The following is a 16,886-nucleotide window of genomic DNA, read 5'->3' as shown; positions in this document are numbered from 1 at the left end:
ACCGTACGCGAAGGGGGCGGGTATGTCAGGCCTCGACCTCCACCAGACGCTTGCCGTCAAATGTCCGGACCTCGAAGTGGTCGATGTCGTTCCGCTCCATGGCCGAGCCGCCGTGCACGTACAGCGGGTTCTTCGCCACGTCGTGCGTGCTGTCCGGGATGCCGTAACCCCACTTCGGCACGGCCCAGGAGGTGACTATCTCCTCCTCGCCGGTCTTGGACACGGCGATGAGGCTGCACTTCAGCGGCCCCTTGACGTTCTTCAGCTCCAGGACGGCATGCGTCCCCCAGCCCTTGGGCTCCATGCCGACGGTCGCGCTGACCTTCGTCGTGGGGTCCGTCGCCTCGACCTTCTCCGGCATGTGCTCGAAGAAGGCGTCCTCGGCGGGGCTGGTGGGGTGCGGGTCCGCGGCCTGGTTGCTCGTGCCACCGTCGCCGGAGGTGGCGACGACCGCCACGGCGGGACCGCCGATGACCAGCGCGGCGGCCGCGGCCACCAGATACATCGAGCGGCGCCTGCGCTTGGCGCGCTTGACCGCGACCTCGTCGACGAGCCGGTCGAGCAGCCGCGGGCTGGGCTGCACGGTGACGGCGGGCGCCGTCGGCGGCGCGGGCGCGGCGGCGCGCCCGAACGGGGAGGCCGAGGGGACCGCGGCGGGCTGGGCGAAGGGGTCGGACCTGCCGAACGGCGAGGACCGCCCGACCGGGTCCGGATTGTCCGCCAGCATGGCCAGCATCGGCTCCATCCCGGCGAACTCCTCCAGATGGAGCGCGCAGATGTGGCAGCCGGCGAGGTGCGCCTCGAAGGCGGTGGCGTCGGCCTCGTCCAGAATGCCGAGCACGTACGCCGCCGCCGCGTCGTGCGCGGTCGTGCCGTCGCCCTGCCCGGACTGCTCGTACGTCGTCATGCCGAGACCCCCCTCTCCTCCAGCGCGAGCTTCATGGACCGCAGTGCGTAGAACACACGCGAACGCACGGTCCCACTGGGTATACCAAGCGTCTCGGCGGCCTCGTTGACCGTGCGTCCCTTGAAGTACGTCTCCACCAGAACTTCCCGGTGGGCGGGGGTCAAATCATCGAGGGCATCAGAGAGCGTCATCAGCCACAACGCCTTGTCGATCTCGTCCTCCGCGGGCATGACCTCCAGCGGCGACGGGTCGACCTCCTGCGGCCGGGCCTGCCGGCTGCGGTGACCGTCGATGACGATGCGTCGGGCGACCGTCACCAGCCAGGGTCGGACAGAGCCGGTCGCCCGATTGAGCTGACCGGCGTTCTTCCAGGCACGGATGAGCGTCTCCTGCACGACATCCTCGGCCCGTTGCCGGTCACCCGCGACGAGGCGCAGGACGTAGGCGAGCAGCGGTCCGGCGTGTTCCCGGTAGAGGGCTCGCATCAGCTCCTCGTCGGGGACGGAGGTGTTGGTGCGCTGTGCCTCGCTCCGGTGCCGGGCCCGGTGAGGTCGGTCATCGGCCACGGCCGCATCCTCGCGCACCTGAACCTCCCGGGTCGAGACCTTGAGACGGCTGCTTGTTCCCATCACGGTGACTTACGGACCGGTGGGAAGATCTGCTCAACGGCGCAGCGGAAATCTTTCAAGATCTTTTACGGGGGTGCCGGGGGCCGGTGCCGGGGGCCGGACCGGGGCAGGGGTCAGGCGCGGGCGAGCGCCGCCCGGCGCCGGTGTCTCGCGACCCGCTCCCTGTTGCCGCACACCTCGCTGGAGCACCAGCGCCGCCGCCGCCCGCGCGAGGTGTCCAGATACACCCGCCGGCAGCTGTCGCCCTCGCACTGCCGCAGCCGCGCCCGTGCGACGGGGTCGGTCAGCAGGTCCACGGTGTCCCTGGCCACCGCCGCGAGCAGCGCGCCGCATTCGGGCTCGTCGCTCAGCGTCCGGACGAGGCCTCCGCCCGGCTCACGTACGGCCCGGATCCCGGGCGGCGCACCGGCCGCGATCGCGTTGACGCGGTCCAGGGCGGCTGCCGCGTACCGCCCGTCGATCTCGGCGCGCACCAACTGGCCGACGCAGTCGCGCAGTTCGGCGAAGCGCTGGACCCAGCCGGTGTCGACGCCGACGAGCGGGGTACCGGGGGGTACGAGGCCCGAGCCGGTGAGCCAGCTGCCGAGGAGTCCCGTGTCGTCGGCCCGTGGCCCTTCGTCGAACCCCTTCGGGTCCGGCTCGCCGGTGGCCACCAGATCCAGGCAGACGCGCCCGGAGTCGAATCTCCACTCGTACGAGCCCACGCCCGTAGTCATGTGCCTGTCACCGCCTCGGTACCGTACTGCCGCCTACTCCCCAGAGTGCATGCCCCGGCACGTCTCCGGCACCCCTCCGGAAGCAACTCACTTCAACCTCGGCCGGTGAATTCTGGGCGCGGGGCGGAACCCCGGCCCCCGAAAGCGCCCTCTTACGGTTTTACGGTGCGGCCGGTTTCAGGGCGAGGTGCTCCAGCCGCCCTACAGCGCGGTGTTCGGCGGCCCGTCATGCAGGATCCGCTGGAAGAGAAGGTGGTCGCGCCAGGCCCCGTCGATGTGCAGATAGCACGGCGCCGTCCCGATCAGCTCGAACCCGCACTTGCCCAGGACCCGTTGCGAGCCGATGTTGGACGGCATCGTGCTCGCCTCGATCCGGTGCAGCCCCAGATCCTCCAGAGCGGCCCGGCAGACCTCCTCGACGGCACGGGTGGCCAGTCCGCGCCCGGTGTACGCGGCGTCGACCCAGTAGCCGAGGCCGGCGCTGCGGAACGGCCCGAGAACGAGGGTGGAGAGGGTGGCCTGGCCCACGACATCGGCCCCGTCGACGAAGAGCCAGCGGAGGGCGGAGGGGTCGGCCAGCAGGGTGGCCTGCGCCTCGGGGGTGAAGAAGTCGGCCGGGCGGTACGGCGACCAGGGACCCATGTGATCCCTGTTGCGCAGGAGCGCCTCGGCGAGAGCACCGGCGTCCTCCGCTCGCGCGGGCCGGAACTGAGGAGAGTCGTTGACCATCCGATTAAAATAGACGCCCCGGTTCCGGTTCGGTACCGCAGCGGTGACCTCGATCGACGGACGGTCATGCGCCCCTGGTCACGGCGGCTGCCGTCACGCGCCCCCGTACTTCGTGCCGGCCGCCGGGTCCAGCGCCAGCCGGTAGCCGCGCTTGACCACCGTCTGGATCAGTTCCGGCGCCCCGAGCGCCGTACGGAGCCGGGCCATGGCCGTCTCGACGGCGTGCTCGTCGCTGCCCGCCCCCGGCAGGGCCCGCAGCAGATCGGCCCGCGAGACGACCCAGCCCGGCCGCTTGGCGAGCGCGTTCACCAGGGCCATTCCGGCGGGCGGTACGGGCCTCAACCCATCGTCCATCAGGACCGCGTGGCCACGTATCTCAAAACGGCGGCCCGCGACCGTCAAGGTCCGGGTACGGCCCGGCAGTTCGAGGCAGAGGACCTGAACGAGCGGGCCCAGGCGGAAGCGTTCGGGCTGGACGGTGTCGATGCCCTGCTCCTGGAGCGGCAGGGCGGTGACGGGCCCGACACAGGCGGCGAGCACGTCGTGGTGGAGCGCGTCGACCAGACCGGCCAGCAGACCGCGCTCCCTGGCCCGGGAGAACAGGGAGGCGGCGGCGGGCGCGCTGGTGAAGGTGACCGCGTCCAGGGTGCGCGCGACGGTCGCCTCGATGAGCCGGTCGACGGGCGCGATGTCCTCGGGCGGCATCCAGCGGTAGACGGGTACGACGACGACCTCGGCGCCCCCGGCCCGCAGCGCCTCCACGAATCCGGGCAGCGGCTCACCGTGCAGCTGGAGCGCCACCCGCCGCCCCTCGACGCCCTCGGTCAGCAGCCGGTCCAGCACCTCGGCCATGGACTCGGACTCCGGCGACCACTCCTCGGTCAGCCCGGCGGCGCGGATCGCGCCCTTCACCTTCGGCCCGCGCGCCAGCAGTTCGGTGCCGCGCAGGGTGTCGAGCAGGTCCTGGCCGTGGCCCCAGCCGTCGGCCGCCTCCACCCAGCCGCGGAAGCCGATGGCCGTCGTGGCGATCACCACATGGGGCGGGGTGGCGATCAACTCCTTGGTGGCGGCGAGGAGTTCGGTGTCGTCGGAGACCGGCACGATGCGCAGCGCGGGGGCGTGCACGACGACGGCGCCGCGCCGCGTGAGCAGCGCCCCCAGTTCGTCCGCGCGCCTGGCGGCGGTGACCCCGACGGTGAATCCGGCGAGTGGGCCGTGCTGCTGCTGTTCGGACATGGTCTGGTGTCCCGCTCTCTCGTCCGTACGGCTCCGACGCGGAGCCGGGCTCACACCTCCGCGTAATCGAGACCACGCCGCATGCCGCCCCCGGCTCCGGTGTCCGCCTCCGTCGCCGGTCCGGCCGCCTGCTTCCGAAGGTATACCGCCCAGGTGAGCGCCGAGCACACCGCGTAGAAGCCGAGGAAGGCGACGAACGCGGCGGTGCCCGTCCCCCCCGACTGCTGGAAGGACCCCCGGAAGGCGAGGTTGACCCCGAGCCCGCCGAGGGCGCCGACGGCACCGATGATCCCCATGGAGGCGCCGGAGAGCCTGCGTCCGTACCGCGCCGCCTCCTCCCCCGTCATGCCCCTGGCCAGGGCCTTCGTCTGGAAGATGCCGGGGATCATCTTGTACGTCGAGCCGTTGCCGAGGCCGCTGAGCAGGAACAGCGCGGTGAAGCCGACGAGGAAGACGGGCAACGACCCGGTCATCGAGGCGAAGATCACCACGACGGTCGCCGCCGCCATCCCGGCGAAGTTCCACAGGGTGATGCGGGCGCCGCCGTGCCGGTCGGCGAGCCGGCCGCCGACGGGCCGTACCAGCGAGCCGAGCAGCGGGCCGGCGAAGGTCAGGGAAGCCGCCTCCAGCGGCGTACGCCCGAACTGCGTCTGGAGCACCAGCCCGAAGGCGAAGCTGTAGCCGATGAAGGAGCCGAACGTCCCGATGTAGAGCACGGCCATGATCCAGGTGTGCCGGTCGCGTACGGCCTCCTTGGCGGCCCCGGTGTCGTTGCGCACCGGTGCCAGGTTGTCCATGAACAGCGCCGCGCAGACGGCGGCGGCGACGATCAGCGGCAGATACACCGCGAGCACGATCCGGGGATGCGTGGCGCCCGCCGTCCCGATCACGAGCAGGCCGACGAGCTGCACGACCGGTACGCCGACGTTGCCGCCGCCCGCGTTGAGGCCGAGCGCCCAGCCCTTCTCACGGAGCGGGAAGAAGGAGTTGATGTTGGTCATGGAGGAGGCGAAGTTGCCGCCGCCGAGGCCGGTGAGCGCGGCGACGGCCATGAAGGTGGTGTACGAGGTCCCCGGCTCCATCACCGCGTAGGCGGCGCCTGTCGGCAGAAGCAGCAGGAGGGCGCTGACGACGGTCCAGTTACGTCCGCCGAAGCGGGCGACGGCGAAGGTGTACGGGATCCGTACGAGCGCGCCGACGAAGGTGGCCATGCCGATGAGGAAGAACTTCCCGGCCGGGTCGACGCCGTACTCGGGCCCCATGAACAGCACCATCACCGACCAGAGGGTCCAGATGGAGAATCCGATGTGCTCGGACAGCACGGAGAAGAGCAGATTGCGACGGGCGGTCCTGCGGCCCGTCCGCTCCCAGAAGGCGGGGTCCTCCGGATCCCACCGCTCGATCCATCGTCCTCTTTCGGCGCCGGGCGCCGCATCGGTGATCGTCGGGCCGGTCATCGCGCCTCCACTGACGGTGCGGTTCGAAGACTCCCGACCGTAGGGACGCCGCGTTTCGCCGGGGTGCCCCGAGATGACCGGCACGCAACCTTGCTCTCACCCGGGGGCGGGCGCGGCTGTGAGCCCGCCCCCCGGACGCGTTCACCAGCGCGTCACCGTGAAGTCGACCGGCCGGGGGCGCAGGGCCGCGGTGCGGATCGCCAGGGCCCGCATACGACGGTCCGCCTCGGCGGCCGTCAGGTGGTTGCGGTCGCCGTGGCCGGGGAGCAGCCACTCGAAGCGGAAGGCATCGACGCCGACGGTACGGGCGAGGGAGGCGGCCAGTTCCTCGATGGAGTACCAGGTGACGTTCTCGACCACCTCGATGTCACCGGTGGTGCGGGACCAGTAGAAGCTGTCGCCGCTGAAGCAGTACCGCTCGTCGGCGACGTACACCACGCTGCCGCGCGTGTGGCCGGGCAGCGGATGGGCGACGACCCCGTCGGTGATCTCGACGGCCCCGGTGCCCCGCAGCACCTGGTCGGCGTCGGGCGCGGCGTCGAGGTCGCCCTCGTGGATCCAGAGCCGGGCACCGAACCGGTCGGCGTACGCGCGGCCGTGCGCCGCGTGGTCCCGGTGGGTGAGCAGGACGTCGGAGACGGGGCCGAGCGCCTCGAACCGGACCGCGAGTGCCTCGCTCCAGCGCGGGGTGTCCACCATGACCTGGCTCCCGGACGGACGCCGGACCAGGTAGGAGTTGGCGGCGGCGGTCGTGGGGGCGTTGTGTCCGCAGAGGCGCACGGTGGCGTCGAGCGGCATCGGGTACGGGTCGAGCTCCGGATCGAGCCGGCGGCCCGGCGGCGGGCGGACGGAGCGGGTGTGGCAGGCGAAGGCGGCGGCGTGCAGCCGCTGTTCGTCCGCCGCGTCGCGCGGCTGGCGGACGACGGCGGACCGGCCGCCGACGGCGGCGATCAGACCCGGCGCGAGCTGGCGGGACACGTCGCAGTCCGTGCAGCGCTCGTCCACGTGCCATTCGGCGCCGGTGGTGGGAGTGTCCGGGTCGGTGGAGGTGTCGGTCACGGTGTCGCTCCTGTGCGGCTCGTCCCGGTCCCGTATCGGTCGCGTACGGGACGGCGTACCGGCCGCGTACGAAGAGGACGTACCGGCCGGACAGGTACGAGACTCCCCTTCCGCCGGGGGAAAGCGGAAGGGGGTCCCGGCCTTGTTTCTCGCCTCCGGAGGCCATCTCGGGGACGGGCGCGGCGCGCTTTTGGTGCGTACATGACACAGCCGCCCACCAGCGGAGCCGACGGTCAGCGGCGGTCCGGCGAGCCCGCGTGCGCGGGCGGCGCTTGGCGCCCGGACGTAGCCGGATCGGAGCGGTGCGACCCCTTCGACCCGCCTGGGCCGCCGGAAGTGCCCGAGCCGCCCCGGCCGTTCGGCCAGAGCCTCGGCCGCCGTTTCGCCGCGATGTCCTCGACCCACCCGAAGGCGAGGATCGCGAGGGCCAGCAACGGCCAGATCAGGACCAGCGGCAGCACCGGATACAGCAGGTCCACCAGGTCACCGTGGGCGGACAGGACAGGGGCGTCGTAGAGCAGGTCGATGACCGGGAAGGTCGCCATGATCAGCAGGTTGTGCCAGAGATAGACCGTCACGGCACGGTTGTTGGCGAGCGTGATCGTGGAGTCGAACCGCGCCAGTCTTCCGGGCAGTTGCCGCCAGGAGGGCGCGTACTGGAGCAGGATCGCGCAGAAGCCGAGCGACCAGGTGGCCTGGGCCAGCGGGATCTCGTCCAGATTCCAGCCCTCCTCGGTGAGATGCCCGGAGGCCCACCAGATCCCGAAGACCATGGCGAAGGAGGCCAGCGAGACCGTGATGTACCGCGGCAGCCGCTTGAACAGGCCCTCGTGATGGACGAAGCCGAGAATCCAGCACGCGCCGTAGACCGCGAAGTCCGTGAGCGCCTCGCCCGTCTCGCCGGGGATCTCCACCCAACCGGTGCCGATGACCGCCGTCAGCGCGAGGGGCGCGAGCAGCGTCGCCCACGGCGCCCGCCGGAAGGCCCACATCAGCAGCGGCGAGGCCAGTACGAACCAGAGATAGGTACGGATGTACCAGAGCGGACCCACCGCCTGGTCGGCCCAGTCCTGTTCGAGCAGCCCCCCGGCATCGCCGCTCTCCGCCGGGAACGGCGGCGCCCCGACCGGGAACAGGTAGTTGGCCGACTTGAGGAACCACCAGAGGCCCTCCTCGCCGGCCCCCCGCCAGCCCATCACGAACATCAACGGGACGACGACCAGCCCGAACACCCACATCGGCGGCAGCAGCCGGCGCATCCGGCCCCGGACGACGTCCGACGTCGGCCGGCCGCCGAGCGAGCGGGCCATCAGCGAGCCCGCCAGCGCGAACATCACACCCATGGACGGGAAGAGGACCGTCAGCCAGGCCCAGCCGAAGATGTGGTAGATCACCACCCGGCCCAGTGCCACCGTACGCAGAAGGTCGAGATAGCGGTCACGCCCGGACGGGCGCTCGCCTTCGGCGGAGCTCCCGCTCATGCCACCGGCCCCCGGACGTCGTCGCGCCGCCGGCCGGCCGTGGACCCCGGCGCCTCCACGGCGCCCGTGCGGCGCAGCTTCTGCCAGCGGAGCCGGCCGCCGGTGAGGGCGGTGATCCAGGACTGGAGCAGCACCACGTACATCAGCTGCCGGTAGAGGATCTGCTGGAGTGGCAGCGAGATCAGATGGATCATGCGCTCGCGGTCGAGCCGGAAGGCGTACGCGGCGCAGACCGCCTGTACGGCCAGCACACCCAGCCACGCGATGACGGTGTTCCTCGTGGGGCCGAAGACCAGGCCGTACAGCAGGAACACGTCGATGAGCGGCGCCAGCAGCGGGAACAGCACCATGAACAGCGAGACCAGCGGCAGTCCGACGCGGCCGAAGCGCCCCGAGGGCCCCCGCTCGACGACCGCGCGGCGGTGCTTCCAGATCGCCTGCATCGTGCCGTAGCTCCAGCGGTAGCGCTGGGACCACAGCTGCTGCACGGACTCGGGCGCCTCGGTCCACGCACGGGCCCGCTCCGCGTACACCACCCGCCAGCCGTCACGATGCAGGGCCATGGTGATGTCGGTGTCCTCGGCGAGGGTGTCCTCGCTCATCCCGCCGACCCGCTCCAGGGCCTGGCGGCGGAAGGCCCCGACGGCGCCCGGGATGGTGGGCATGCAGCCCATCAGGTCGTACATACGGCGGTCCAGATTGAAGCCCATCACATACTCGATGTGCTGCCAGGCACCGATGAGGGTGTCGCGGTTGCCGACCTTGGCGTTGCCGGCGACGGCCCCGACCCTCGGATCGCCGAACGGCTGGACCAGCTCACGCACGGTGGACGGCTCGAAGACGGTGTCGCCGTCCATCATCACGACGATGTCGTGACCGGCGTGCGCGATGCCGTTGTTGAGGGCGGCGGGCTTGCCTCCGTTGACCTGCCGTACGACATGTACGTTCGGGAGCCACATGGCCTCGACGATGTCCGCCGTCCCGTCCGTCGAGCCGTCGTCGATGACGATGACCTCGATGGGATGGTCGCTCTCCATCAGGGAGCGGACCGTGTTGGCTATGCACTCGCGTTCGTTGTAGGCGGGCACGAGCACCGTCACCGGTTCGGTGACCGGCTCGCCCCAACTGAAGCCGCGTCTGCGCACCTTGCGCGCGTGCGCGAAGGAGAGCACCAGCATCAGTCCGAACCGTGCGATGACCAGCACGCCGATCACGGCGAGCCCGGCGACCAGCGCGCTGGTGGTGGCCTCGGAGACCGCGACGGCGCCGACGAATGCCTTGCCCTGGAGGAGTTCGACACCGGAGACGCGCGTATGGGCGCTCGGGGCGCCCAACGCCTCGGTGAGGTTGGCGAACTCGTACCCCTTGTCCTGCATCTTCGGCAGGAGGTGACCCAGTGCGGCGACGGTCTGCGAGCGGTCGCCGCCGGAGTCGTGCATCAGCACGATCGCGCCCCGCGGGCTCTTCGGCGTGGCGTTACGACTGATCACACCGACGCCCGGTCGCTTCCAGTCCTCGCTGTCCGTGTTGTTGAGCACGGTGATGTAGCCGAGGCCCCCGATGTACTCGGTGACCGGCCAGGACCTGTTGTCCATCGCGTCGGCGAAGGAGGAGTACGGCGGCCGGAACAGGGACGTGCGGATACCGGCCGCGCCCGCGAGGACCAGCTGGTTCTGGGTCAGCTCCCACTCGATCCGGGACTCGGACTGGTACGCGAGGTCAGGGTGGTTGAAGGTGTGCAGCCCGATCTCGTGGCCCTCGTCGACCATCCGCCGCACCAGGTCCGGATGGCGCGAGGCCATCGTGCCGGTGACGAAGAAGACGGCGTGCGCGTCGTACTCCTTGAGCTTGTCGAGGACCTTGGGCGTCCACTCCGGGTCGGGTCCGTCGTCGAAGGTCAGCACGAGCTTGCGGTCGGGAATCCTGAGCGCCTTGGCCGTGGTCGTCCCGCGCGCGTCTATGACCGGGCCGCCGCCCAGTATCCGGTCCGGCACCTGGTTGGTCGGGGCCGGCGGGCGTACGCGATGGTCCGCGAGGATCTCGCTGTGCACATACCCGCGGAGCATCAGCATCGCGAGCAGGGCCACGAGAAGCAGCGAGGGCAGCAGATAGCGCATGGGCAGTCTGCGTCTGGCGACGCGCCCCGGCTTCCGCTTGGTCTGGCCGTGCTTGTGGGACGGGGCCCGTCTGCCAGAAGGGTTCATTTCTACTGGGCGCCTTCCGCGACTGCCTGTTGGCCGTCCTGATCAACGGGTGGATCGACGGGCGCTGAGTCCGTCGGGCTGGGGTCGGGATCGGGATCCGGACCGGGATCGACCGGCCCCGGGTCGGACTCACCGGGGTCGGGATCGGGGTCGGGGTCGGGCTTCGGATCCGGATCGCCGGGGTCCGGCTTCGGATCGGGCTTACCGGGATCCGGGTCCGGGTCGGGCTTCCCGGAGGGCGAGCCGGACGGGTCCGGCCCGTCCGAGGCTCCGGTGCTCGCGCCGCTCGGCGCCCGCGAGCCTGCGACGGATTCCGTCGGGCTTGGGTCGAGGCCCCCGGCACCCGGCGTGGCCACCACGGTGGGCCGGTCCTTCGGGGGCGGCTGTATCTCGACCTTGTCCGAGTCGCGCTTGTCACTGACGCCGGGTATCTGGAGCCAGGGAGCGCTGGAATTGCCGCCCATCAGGGAGGCGACCAGGGCGACGGCGTAACAGGCGCTGGCTATCGCCAACACCCAGCCGAGACGCCGGAGTTTCTTGCTCCGCCGACCGCTGGCGTCGACGAAGACGGGACCGTCGGAGCTGTCCGCGGCGCGCGCCGCGGATCCGCCGTCGGCCTCGGTGGCCGGGCCGGGCAGCTCGGAGAGCTGCCGTCCCAGACCGTCGAGCTCGACGGTGACATCCATCGGCTCATGCGTATGCCCCTTTTGGGCATCTTCTCGCCAATTGTTCACTGCTGTACGCACATCCCCCACACCGGATCACTGGGTGCGTCCATGAAATCTGGCCGGAATACGGCCGTCGGCCGGGCCCCCACCCGAACCGAGCGCCCCCACCACTTGCACCCGGACCCAGAATGTAGCGTACGGCGACCACACCCGTGCGCCTACTTCAGCAGTTGTTAGGCGTCTGTACGACTTCGTTGCCGAACGGCCAATCTTGAGGGAAAAATTCCCTCTGCCCGTTCGGGCGCACGGCGAAGGCCCCGCTGCCACCAGGGCAGCGGGGCCTTCGCCTCACATGGGAACTGTGGAGATGGCGGGAATCGAACCCGCGTCCAACGGTGCGGAACCAGGGCTTCTCCGAGTGCAGTTCGCTGCGCTTTTCTCGGCCCCGGAGATCACACGAACAAGTCTCCGACGGGCTCAGTCACTGTTTGATTTCCCACCGTGCCCCGTGACCGAACACGGTGGTTTAGTTCCCTGAGTGATGCCAGGATCCGGGTCGGGAACACTCCCGGGCTGACACTCCACGGAGTCTTCGCTAGCTGCTAATTAAGCAGCGAGAGCGAAGGTGGAGGAATCGCGCTTGGAATTGGCGATTATTGTTTGCGACATATGGTTAACGAGATCATTGCCGCTTCCTCGACTCGCTTCCCCTGCCTCGACATCCGCTGTCGAAACCGATCATCCCCATGTTGATTTTTCAAACGCCGTCCCTGCTGTGCGGGACACCGTCCATCGTACGTGACCAACGCCGGGCACTGCCACCTTATTCCGCCCGTGGTGCGATCAGGCCCGCTGGGGCGGTCAGGCCCGCTGACGGCGGCGCACGGCCGAGACCGCGCGCTCCGTCTCACGCCGGTCCTGCTTCTCACGCAGGGTCTGGCGCTTGTCGTACTCCTTCTTGCCCTTCGCCAGCGCGATCTCGATCTTGGCCCGGCCGCCCTTGAAGTAGAGGGCCAGCGGCACGATCGTGTGACCGGACTCGTTCGACTTCTGCTCCAGCTTGTCGATCTCGATGCGGTGCATCAGCAGCTTCCGCTTGCGCCGCGCCGAGTGGTTGGTCCAGGTGCCCTGGGTGTACTCGGGCACGTGCACGTTGTGCAGCCATGCCTCGTGGTCGTCGATCTGTACGAAGCCGTCCGCCAGGGAGGCGCGTCCCTGGCGCAACGACTTGACCTCGGTCCCTGTCAGCACGAGACCGCACTCGTAGGTGTCCAGAATGAGGTAGTCGTGCCGCGCCTTCTTGTTCTGCGCGACCAGCTTGCGCCCTGTGTCCTTTTCCTTTGCCATAGTGCGTCCATTTTCGCACTACGACCCGCCTCCGAGGCCACTCAATACTGTGCGGGCCCGTTCCTGGGCTTCCTCGGCCACCACCAGGTCGGGTGTGATGCCCTTGTCGTCGACCTTGTGACCGGCCGGTGTCCGGTAGTGCCCGACTGTGAGCTCGGCCACGGAACCGTCCGGCAGCCGGCTCGGCATCTGCACGGAACCCTTGCCGAAGGTGGGAGAACCGACCGTGATCGCCCGGCCACGGTCCTGGAGTGCGCCGGTGACCAGCTCGGCGGCGCTCATCGTGCCGCCGTCGACGAGCGCCACCACGGGCCGCTCGGTGTCGCCGCCCGGGTCCGCGTACAGGGAGCGCTGCTCGCCCTGGACGTCGTACGTGGCGACGAGGCCGCCGTCGAGGAAGGCGGAGGCCGCCTGGACGGCCTCGGTGACCAGCCCGCCCGCGTTCCCCCTCAGGTCGAGCAGGACGCCCGCGCCCCTGGGTGCCTCCAGGACGGCGTCCCTGACCTGCTTGCCGCTGCCCTTGGTGAAGGCCGCGACCTTGATCACGAGCGCCCCGTCGGGGTCGGTGTCGAACGTGACGGCGTCGGTACTGAGGCTGGCCCGGCGCAGCGTCTCGGTCCACTCGTGTCCGCCGCGCGAGAGCCCGAGGACGACGGTGGTGCCCTCGGACGCGTCCTGGGACCGGCCGGTGTCCCGGTCCGTACCGTCCCCGCGCAGCAGCGCGACGACCTCGGTCACGGGACGGGTGCCCACCGGCTCGCCGTCGATCGTACGGAGGATGTCACCGGCCCTTATGCCGGCCCGTGCGGCGGGGCCGCCCGGCTGGACCTTGCTCGCGGCGATCCGGCCATCCGCCAGCCGCTTGGCCGAGAGGCCCACCCCGGTGTACTTGCCGTCGAGGGCCTGCTCGAATTCCTCGTACTCACCCTTGTCGTAGACCGCGCCCCAGCGGTCACCGCTGCGGCTGACGACGTCCTCGGCGGCCTCGGTGGCGGACTTCCCGTCGGCCATGGCTTCGGCGGCGGCCCTCGCGACTTCGTCCTTGTCGGCCGTGGAGGCGACGGAGCGGGTGCTTATGCGGGCGGCTTCCTCGTCGGCCCGAGGCAGCGAGTCGGTGGCCGCGGCGGTGGCGAGCACGCTCGCGAAGAGCAAGGTCAGGGCCGCCCCGCGGTAGAAACCGTGGGGCCTGAGGCGATTTTCGTGGCCCGGCATGGCGACGAGTGTAGGACAACCCCCGGCGCCGCAGAGCGGCTTGGCGAGACGACGCCAGGGGCGATTGTCACACCTTGAGGTACTTGCGCAACGCGACCGAAGCCGCAACTGCCGGCATGAGCAGACCGATGACCAACACCAGTGGCAGGACGGCCAGTACGGCGTCCCAGCCGATGAAGTTGACGAGCTGCATCTTGTCCTCAAGTGCGATGCCGCCGTCGATCAGGAAGTAACGCCCGGCCAGGAGCAGGACGCAGGCGACGACGCCGCCGATCAGCCCCGCGAACGCGGCCTCCATGATGAACGGCATCTGGATGTAGAAGCTCGACGCTCCCACCAGCCGCATGATGCCGGTCTCCCGGCGTCTGCTGAACGCGGACACCCGGACGGTGTTCACGATCAGCATCAGGGCAATGACAAGCATCAGCGCCATCACTCCGAGCGCGGCGACATTCATGCCCTGCATCAGATTGAAGAGGTTCTCCAGGATGTTGCGCTGGTCCGCGACGGACTGCACACCGTCCCTGCCCTCGAAGGCGGTTGCCACCACCTTGTACTTCTCCGGGTCCTTCAGCTTGACCCGGAACGACTCCTGCATCTGGTCCGGGGTGATCATCCCGGCGATGGGCGTCTCGCCGTACTGCTCGCGGTAGTGCTTGTACGCCTCGTCGGCCGTCTCGTGGTAGACCTCGTCGACGATCTCCATCTTGCCGAGGTCGGTCTCGATGGTCTTCCGCTGATCCGCGGTGACCGGGCCCTTCTCGCACTTGTCGGTGGTCTCGGCGTCTCCCTTGTTGCACAGGAAGATCGAGACGTTGACCTTGTCGTACCAGAAGTCCTTCATCACGCTGACCTGCTCGCGCATGAGCAGTGCGCCGCCGAAGAGCGCGAGCGAGAGGGCTACGGAAATGATGACGGCGAACGTCATCGTCAGATTTCGGCGGAGACCGACGCCGATCTCCGACAGGACGAACTGGGCGCGCATGGCGTCCTTTCAGCTTTCGATGCTCTTCGCGATGCTCAGTGCTGGTAGCCGTAGACGCCTCGCGCCTGGTCTCGCACGAGACGGCCCTTTTCGAGCTCGATCACACGCTTTCGCATCTGGTCGACGATGTTCTGGTCGTGTGTCGCCATCACCACAGTCGTGCCGGTGCGGTTGATGCGGTCCAGCAGCTTCATGATGCCGACGGACGTCTGCGGGTCGAGGTTGCCGGTCGGCTCGTCCGCGATCAGCAGCATGGGGCGGTTGACGAAGGCCCGCGCGATCGCGACGCGCTGCTGCTCACCACCGGAGAGTTCACCGGGCATCCGGTCCTCCTTGCCGCCCAGTCCGACGAGATCGAGGACCTGGGGAACGGATTTACGGGTCTCGCCGCGGGACTTGCCGATGACTTCCTGAGCGAAGGCGACATTCTGCGCGACGGTCTTGTTCGGCAGGAGGCGGAAGTCCTGGAAGACCGTGCCGAGTTGACGGCGCATGCTCGGTACCTTCCAGTTCGACAGCCGCGCGAGGTCCTTGCCGAGGACGTGCACCATGCCGTGGCTGGCGCGCTCCTCACGCAGGACGAGGCGCAGGAAGGTCGACTTGCCGGAGCCCGACGAGCCCACCAGGAAGACGAATTCCCCCTTCTCGATATCGAGGGAGACATCGCGCAGAGCAGGTCGGTTCTGCTTCGGATAGGTCTTGGAGACGTTGTCGAATCGGATCACGGGTGCACCACGGTCGGCCGGGAGTAGGTGAGCGAGACCTTACGCGAACCGGCGAGGGGCGCGCAGTCGGCCGCCGGGGTTGGTCCGGGCATGGGTGATTTATCACGGATGCCGACCGGCCGCCCGCGGGGACGGACCGGGTGCAATCCGACGGGGCGCGCCGAAATGAGCGGGAGCTGGCACAGTGGTACCGGGAACGGTGGTGTTTCCCGGAGCGTTGAGCGGAGCGAGCGTGCCCGCGGCTCCGCGGCGCGGGAGGAGGAGAGCGCATGACCTTTGATCGGCTGGTGTGCGCCAACTGCGCGGGACCCGTCAGCGAGGGCCGGTGCCGTGTCTGCCGTGCCAACAGGCAGCGGCTGGAGCAGGCGGGCCCCCTCGGCGGTCTGAGCCCGGTGGCGCTGCTGACTCTGCTGGTGGTGCTGATAGCGGCGGTGGCGCTGGTGGCGGTGGGGCATCAGACGGCCTGAGCCGTCTCCGGACCATACGGAAGGGCCCGGACACCGATCGGTGTCCGGGCCCTTCCGTGCGTGCGGGACGCCTCAGGCCGTGCTGGTTCAGGCGGCCGTGGCGCGGCTGCCGACCAGACGCGGGAGCATCCGGAAGCCGATACCGCCGGCGATCATGGTCGCGGCGCCGATGATCAGGAACGTGGTCTCGGCGGCGCCGGTCTCCGCCAGCTCCTCCTTGGCCTCGCCCTGCTCGACCGGCTGGGAGCCGGCGTTGTCGGTGTCGGGGCCGGCGGTGACGTCGGTGCCGCCACCGATCTGACCCTCGTCGGTGCCACCGCTCTGGCCCTCGGTGGCGCCTTCGGAGGTGCTGCCCTCGCTGGTGCCCTCCGAGGTGCCCTCGGACGTACCTTCGGAGGTGCCCTCCGAGGTGCCCTCGCTGGTGCCCTCGGACGTACCCTCGCTGGTGCCTTCCGAGGTGCCCTCGGACGTACCCTCGCTGGTGCCCTCGGACGTGCCCTCCGAGGTGCCTTCGCTGGTGCCCTCGGAGGTGCCCTCGCTGGTGCCTTCCGAGGTGCCCTCGGACGTACCCTCGCTGGTCCCTTCGGAGGTGCCCTCGGACGTACCCTCGGAGGTGCCCTCCGAGGTCCCTTCGGACGTACCCTCGCTGGTGCCCTCGGACGTACCCTCCGAGGTGCCTTCCGTGGTGCCGACGACGGTGTTGCCACCGTCGGTGCCCTCGGTGCCGCCCTCCGTGGCGCCCTCGGTGTCGCGAGCGCCGAGGCCCAGGCCGACGTCCAGGCCCTCCTCGTTGACATCCGCGTTGGCGCTGAGGCCACCGACATTGACATCGATGCCGACGGCCGAAGCGGCGCCCGCGGCGGTCAGCGAAGCACCGGCGGCGATCACGGCGCCGGCGGCTATCCGCGCTACGCGGATCCGCGTCTTCTTGGTCATGTGCTTGCTACCCCCAGTAGCTAATCGTGAGTGGTGCAGCGGTCCGGGGCCGGCCGTCGGAGGTCCGTGCGTGCAGGTCCCCCGTTCGCACGCGCCCCAGAAATACGCATGCCGCGCGTCACCATTCC

At 69.9% G+C, this 16,886-nt stretch carries 16 protein-coding genes and 1 other RNA gene; 1 reads left to right on the top strand and 16 read right to left on the bottom strand.

Annotation, left to right across the window (positions count from 1 at the left end; genetic code table 11):
• Positions 1-25 precede the first annotated feature (25 nt).
• From ACIBBB_RS33805 to ftsE, 15 genes are all read right to left on the bottom strand, one after another.
• Positions 26-907, bottom strand: a complete 882-nt coding sequence (locus ACIBBB_RS33805) for an anti-sigma factor family protein (protein WP_398988863.1) — start codon at positions 905-907, stop codon at positions 26-28.
• Positions 904-1,536: a sigma-70 family RNA polymerase sigma factor gene (locus ACIBBB_RS33800; RefSeq protein ID WP_398988861.1), complete on the bottom strand. Its 633-nt coding sequence runs from the start codon at positions 1,534-1,536 to the stop codon at positions 904-906. Before ACIBBB_RS33800 ends, ACIBBB_RS33805 begins: the two co-directional genes overlap by 4 nt.
• A gap of 113 nt (positions 1,537-1,649) precedes the next feature.
• Positions 1,650-2,252, bottom strand: coding sequence for a CGNR zinc finger domain-containing protein (locus ACIBBB_RS33795; RefSeq protein WP_398988859.1), 603 nt, complete (start codon positions 2,250-2,252; stop codon positions 1,650-1,652).
• Between the two features lie 201 nt (positions 2,253-2,453).
• Positions 2,454-2,981 (bottom strand): GNAT family N-acetyltransferase, encoded by a 528-nt coding sequence (locus ACIBBB_RS33790; protein ID WP_398988857.1) that lies wholly within the window; start codon positions 2,979-2,981, stop codon positions 2,454-2,456.
• Positions 2,982-3,074: 93 nt separating this feature from the next.
• Positions 3,075-4,217, bottom strand: a complete 1,143-nt coding sequence (locus tag ACIBBB_RS33785; RefSeq protein WP_398988855.1) for a uroporphyrinogen-III synthase — start codon at positions 4,215-4,217, stop codon at positions 3,075-3,077.
• Positions 4,218-4,267: 50 nt separating this feature from the next.
• Entirely contained in the window at positions 4,268-5,674 is a 1,407-nt protein-coding gene (locus ACIBBB_RS33780; protein WP_398988853.1) for a nitrate/nitrite transporter, read from the bottom strand.
• Positions 5,675-5,815: 141 nt separating this feature from the next.
• Positions 5,816-6,733 carry an MBL fold metallo-hydrolase gene (locus ACIBBB_RS33775; RefSeq protein ID WP_398988851.1) on the bottom strand — a complete coding sequence of 306 codons (918 nt, stop codon included), beginning with the start codon at positions 6,731-6,733 and terminating at the stop codon, positions 5,816-5,818.
• A gap of 233 nt (positions 6,734-6,966) precedes the next feature.
• Positions 6,967-8,214, bottom strand: coding sequence for an acyltransferase (locus tag ACIBBB_RS33770; protein ID WP_398988849.1), 1,248 nt, complete (start codon positions 8,212-8,214; stop codon positions 6,967-6,969).
• On the bottom strand, positions 8,211-10,331 hold the full coding sequence (locus ACIBBB_RS33765; RefSeq protein ID WP_398988910.1) for a glycosyltransferase: 2,121 nt from the start codon (positions 10,329-10,331) through the stop codon (positions 8,211-8,213). Before ACIBBB_RS33765 ends, ACIBBB_RS33770 begins: the two co-directional genes overlap by 4 nt.
• Before the next feature lie 89 nt (positions 10,332-10,420).
• Positions 10,421-11,104 carry a hypothetical protein gene (locus ACIBBB_RS33760; protein ID WP_398988847.1) on the bottom strand — a complete coding sequence of 228 codons (684 nt, stop codon included), beginning with the start codon at positions 11,102-11,104 and terminating at the stop codon, positions 10,421-10,423.
• A 341-nt stretch (positions 11,105-11,445) separates the two neighbouring features.
• Positions 11,446-11,832, bottom strand: a transfer-messenger RNA (tmRNA) gene (ssrA, locus tag ACIBBB_RS33755).
• Positions 11,833-11,947: 115 nt separating this feature from the next.
• Positions 11,948-12,433: an SsrA-binding protein SmpB gene (smpB, locus tag ACIBBB_RS33750; protein WP_078077082.1), complete on the bottom strand. Its 486-nt coding sequence runs from the start codon at positions 12,431-12,433 to the stop codon at positions 11,948-11,950.
• A gap of 18 nt (positions 12,434-12,451) precedes the next feature.
• On the bottom strand, positions 12,452-13,645 hold the full coding sequence (locus ACIBBB_RS33745) for a S41 family peptidase (protein WP_398988844.1): 1,194 nt from the start codon (positions 13,643-13,645) through the stop codon (positions 12,452-12,454).
• Positions 13,646-13,712: 67 nt separating this feature from the next.
• Positions 13,713-14,630: a permease-like cell division protein FtsX gene (gene ftsX, locus ACIBBB_RS33740; protein WP_398988842.1), complete on the bottom strand. Its 918-nt coding sequence runs from the start codon at positions 14,628-14,630 to the stop codon at positions 13,713-13,715.
• Positions 14,631-14,665: 35 nt separating this feature from the next.
• Positions 14,666-15,355, bottom strand: coding sequence for a cell division ATP-binding protein FtsE (ftsE, locus tag ACIBBB_RS33735; RefSeq protein WP_078077079.1), 690 nt, complete (start codon positions 15,353-15,355; stop codon positions 14,666-14,668).
• A 269-nt stretch (positions 15,356-15,624) separates the two neighbouring features.
• On the opposite strand from ftsE, the gene ACIBBB_RS33730 reads away from it, so the two are divergent.
• Positions 15,625-15,822 (top strand): hypothetical protein, encoded by a 198-nt coding sequence (locus ACIBBB_RS33730; RefSeq protein ID WP_398988840.1) that lies wholly within the window; start codon positions 15,625-15,627, stop codon positions 15,820-15,822.
• A gap of 87 nt (positions 15,823-15,909) precedes the next feature.
• On the opposite strand, the gene ACIBBB_RS33725 is transcribed toward ACIBBB_RS33730, so the two are convergent.
• Positions 15,910-16,758, bottom strand: a complete 849-nt coding sequence (locus ACIBBB_RS33725; RefSeq protein WP_398988838.1) for a hypothetical protein — start codon at positions 16,756-16,758, stop codon at positions 15,910-15,912.
• Between the last annotated feature and the right edge of the window lie 128 nt (positions 16,759-16,886).

Origin of the sequence: Streptomyces sp. NPDC051217 (genome assembly GCF_044455465.1) — a bacterium.
Classification (GTDB): Bacteria; Actinomycetota; Actinomycetes; order Streptomycetales; family Streptomycetaceae; genus Streptomyces.
Note: the sequence above shows the minus strand (reverse complement) of the source record. Positions and strands in the feature narration are given on the sequence as shown.

Excerpts from the sequence above, each read along its gene's own strand:
- ACIBBB_RS33805 (WP_398988863.1), bottom strand. The coding sequence starts at position 907 with ATGACGACGTACGAGCAGTCCGGGCAGGGCGACGGCACGACCGCGCAC.
- ACIBBB_RS33800 (WP_398988861.1), bottom strand. The coding sequence starts at position 1,536 with ATGGGAACAAGCAGCCGTCTCAAGGTCTCGACCCGGGAGGTTCAGGTG.
- ACIBBB_RS33795 (WP_398988859.1), bottom strand. The coding sequence starts at position 2,252 with ATGACTACGGGCGTGGGCTCGTACGAGTGGAGATTCGACTCCGGGCGC.
- ACIBBB_RS33790 (WP_398988857.1), bottom strand. The coding sequence starts at position 2,981 with ATGGTCAACGACTCTCCTCAGTTCCGGCCCGCGCGAGCGGAGGACGCC.
- ACIBBB_RS33785 (WP_398988855.1), bottom strand. The coding sequence starts at position 4,217 with ATGTCCGAACAGCAGCAGCACGGCCCACTCGCCGGATTCACCGTCGGG.
- ACIBBB_RS33780 (WP_398988853.1), bottom strand. The coding sequence starts at position 5,674 with ATGACCGGCCCGACGATCACCGATGCGGCGCCCGGCGCCGAAAGAGGA.
- ACIBBB_RS33770 (WP_398988849.1), bottom strand. The coding sequence starts at position 8,214 with ATGAGCGGGAGCTCCGCCGAAGGCGAGCGCCCGTCCGGGCGTGACCGC.
- ACIBBB_RS33765 (WP_398988910.1), bottom strand. The coding sequence starts at position 10,331 with ATGCGCTATCTGCTGCCCTCGCTGCTTCTCGTGGCCCTGCTCGCGATG.
- ACIBBB_RS33760 (WP_398988847.1), bottom strand. The coding sequence starts at position 11,104 with ATGGATGTCACCGTCGAGCTCGACGGTCTGGGACGGCAGCTCTCCGAG.
- smpB (WP_078077082.1), bottom strand. The coding sequence starts at position 12,433 with ATGGCAAAGGAAAAGGACACAGGGCGCAAGCTGGTCGCGCAGAACAAG.
- ACIBBB_RS33745 (WP_398988844.1), bottom strand. The coding sequence starts at position 13,645 with ATGCCGGGCCACGAAAATCGCCTCAGGCCCCACGGTTTCTACCGCGGG.
- ftsX (WP_398988842.1), bottom strand. The coding sequence starts at position 14,630 with ATGCGCGCCCAGTTCGTCCTGTCGGAGATCGGCGTCGGTCTCCGCCGA.
- ACIBBB_RS33730 (WP_398988840.1), top strand. The coding sequence starts at position 15,625 with ATGACCTTTGATCGGCTGGTGTGCGCCAACTGCGCGGGACCCGTCAGC.
- ACIBBB_RS33725 (WP_398988838.1), bottom strand. The coding sequence starts at position 16,758 with ATGACCAAGAAGACGCGGATCCGCGTAGCGCGGATAGCCGCCGGCGCC.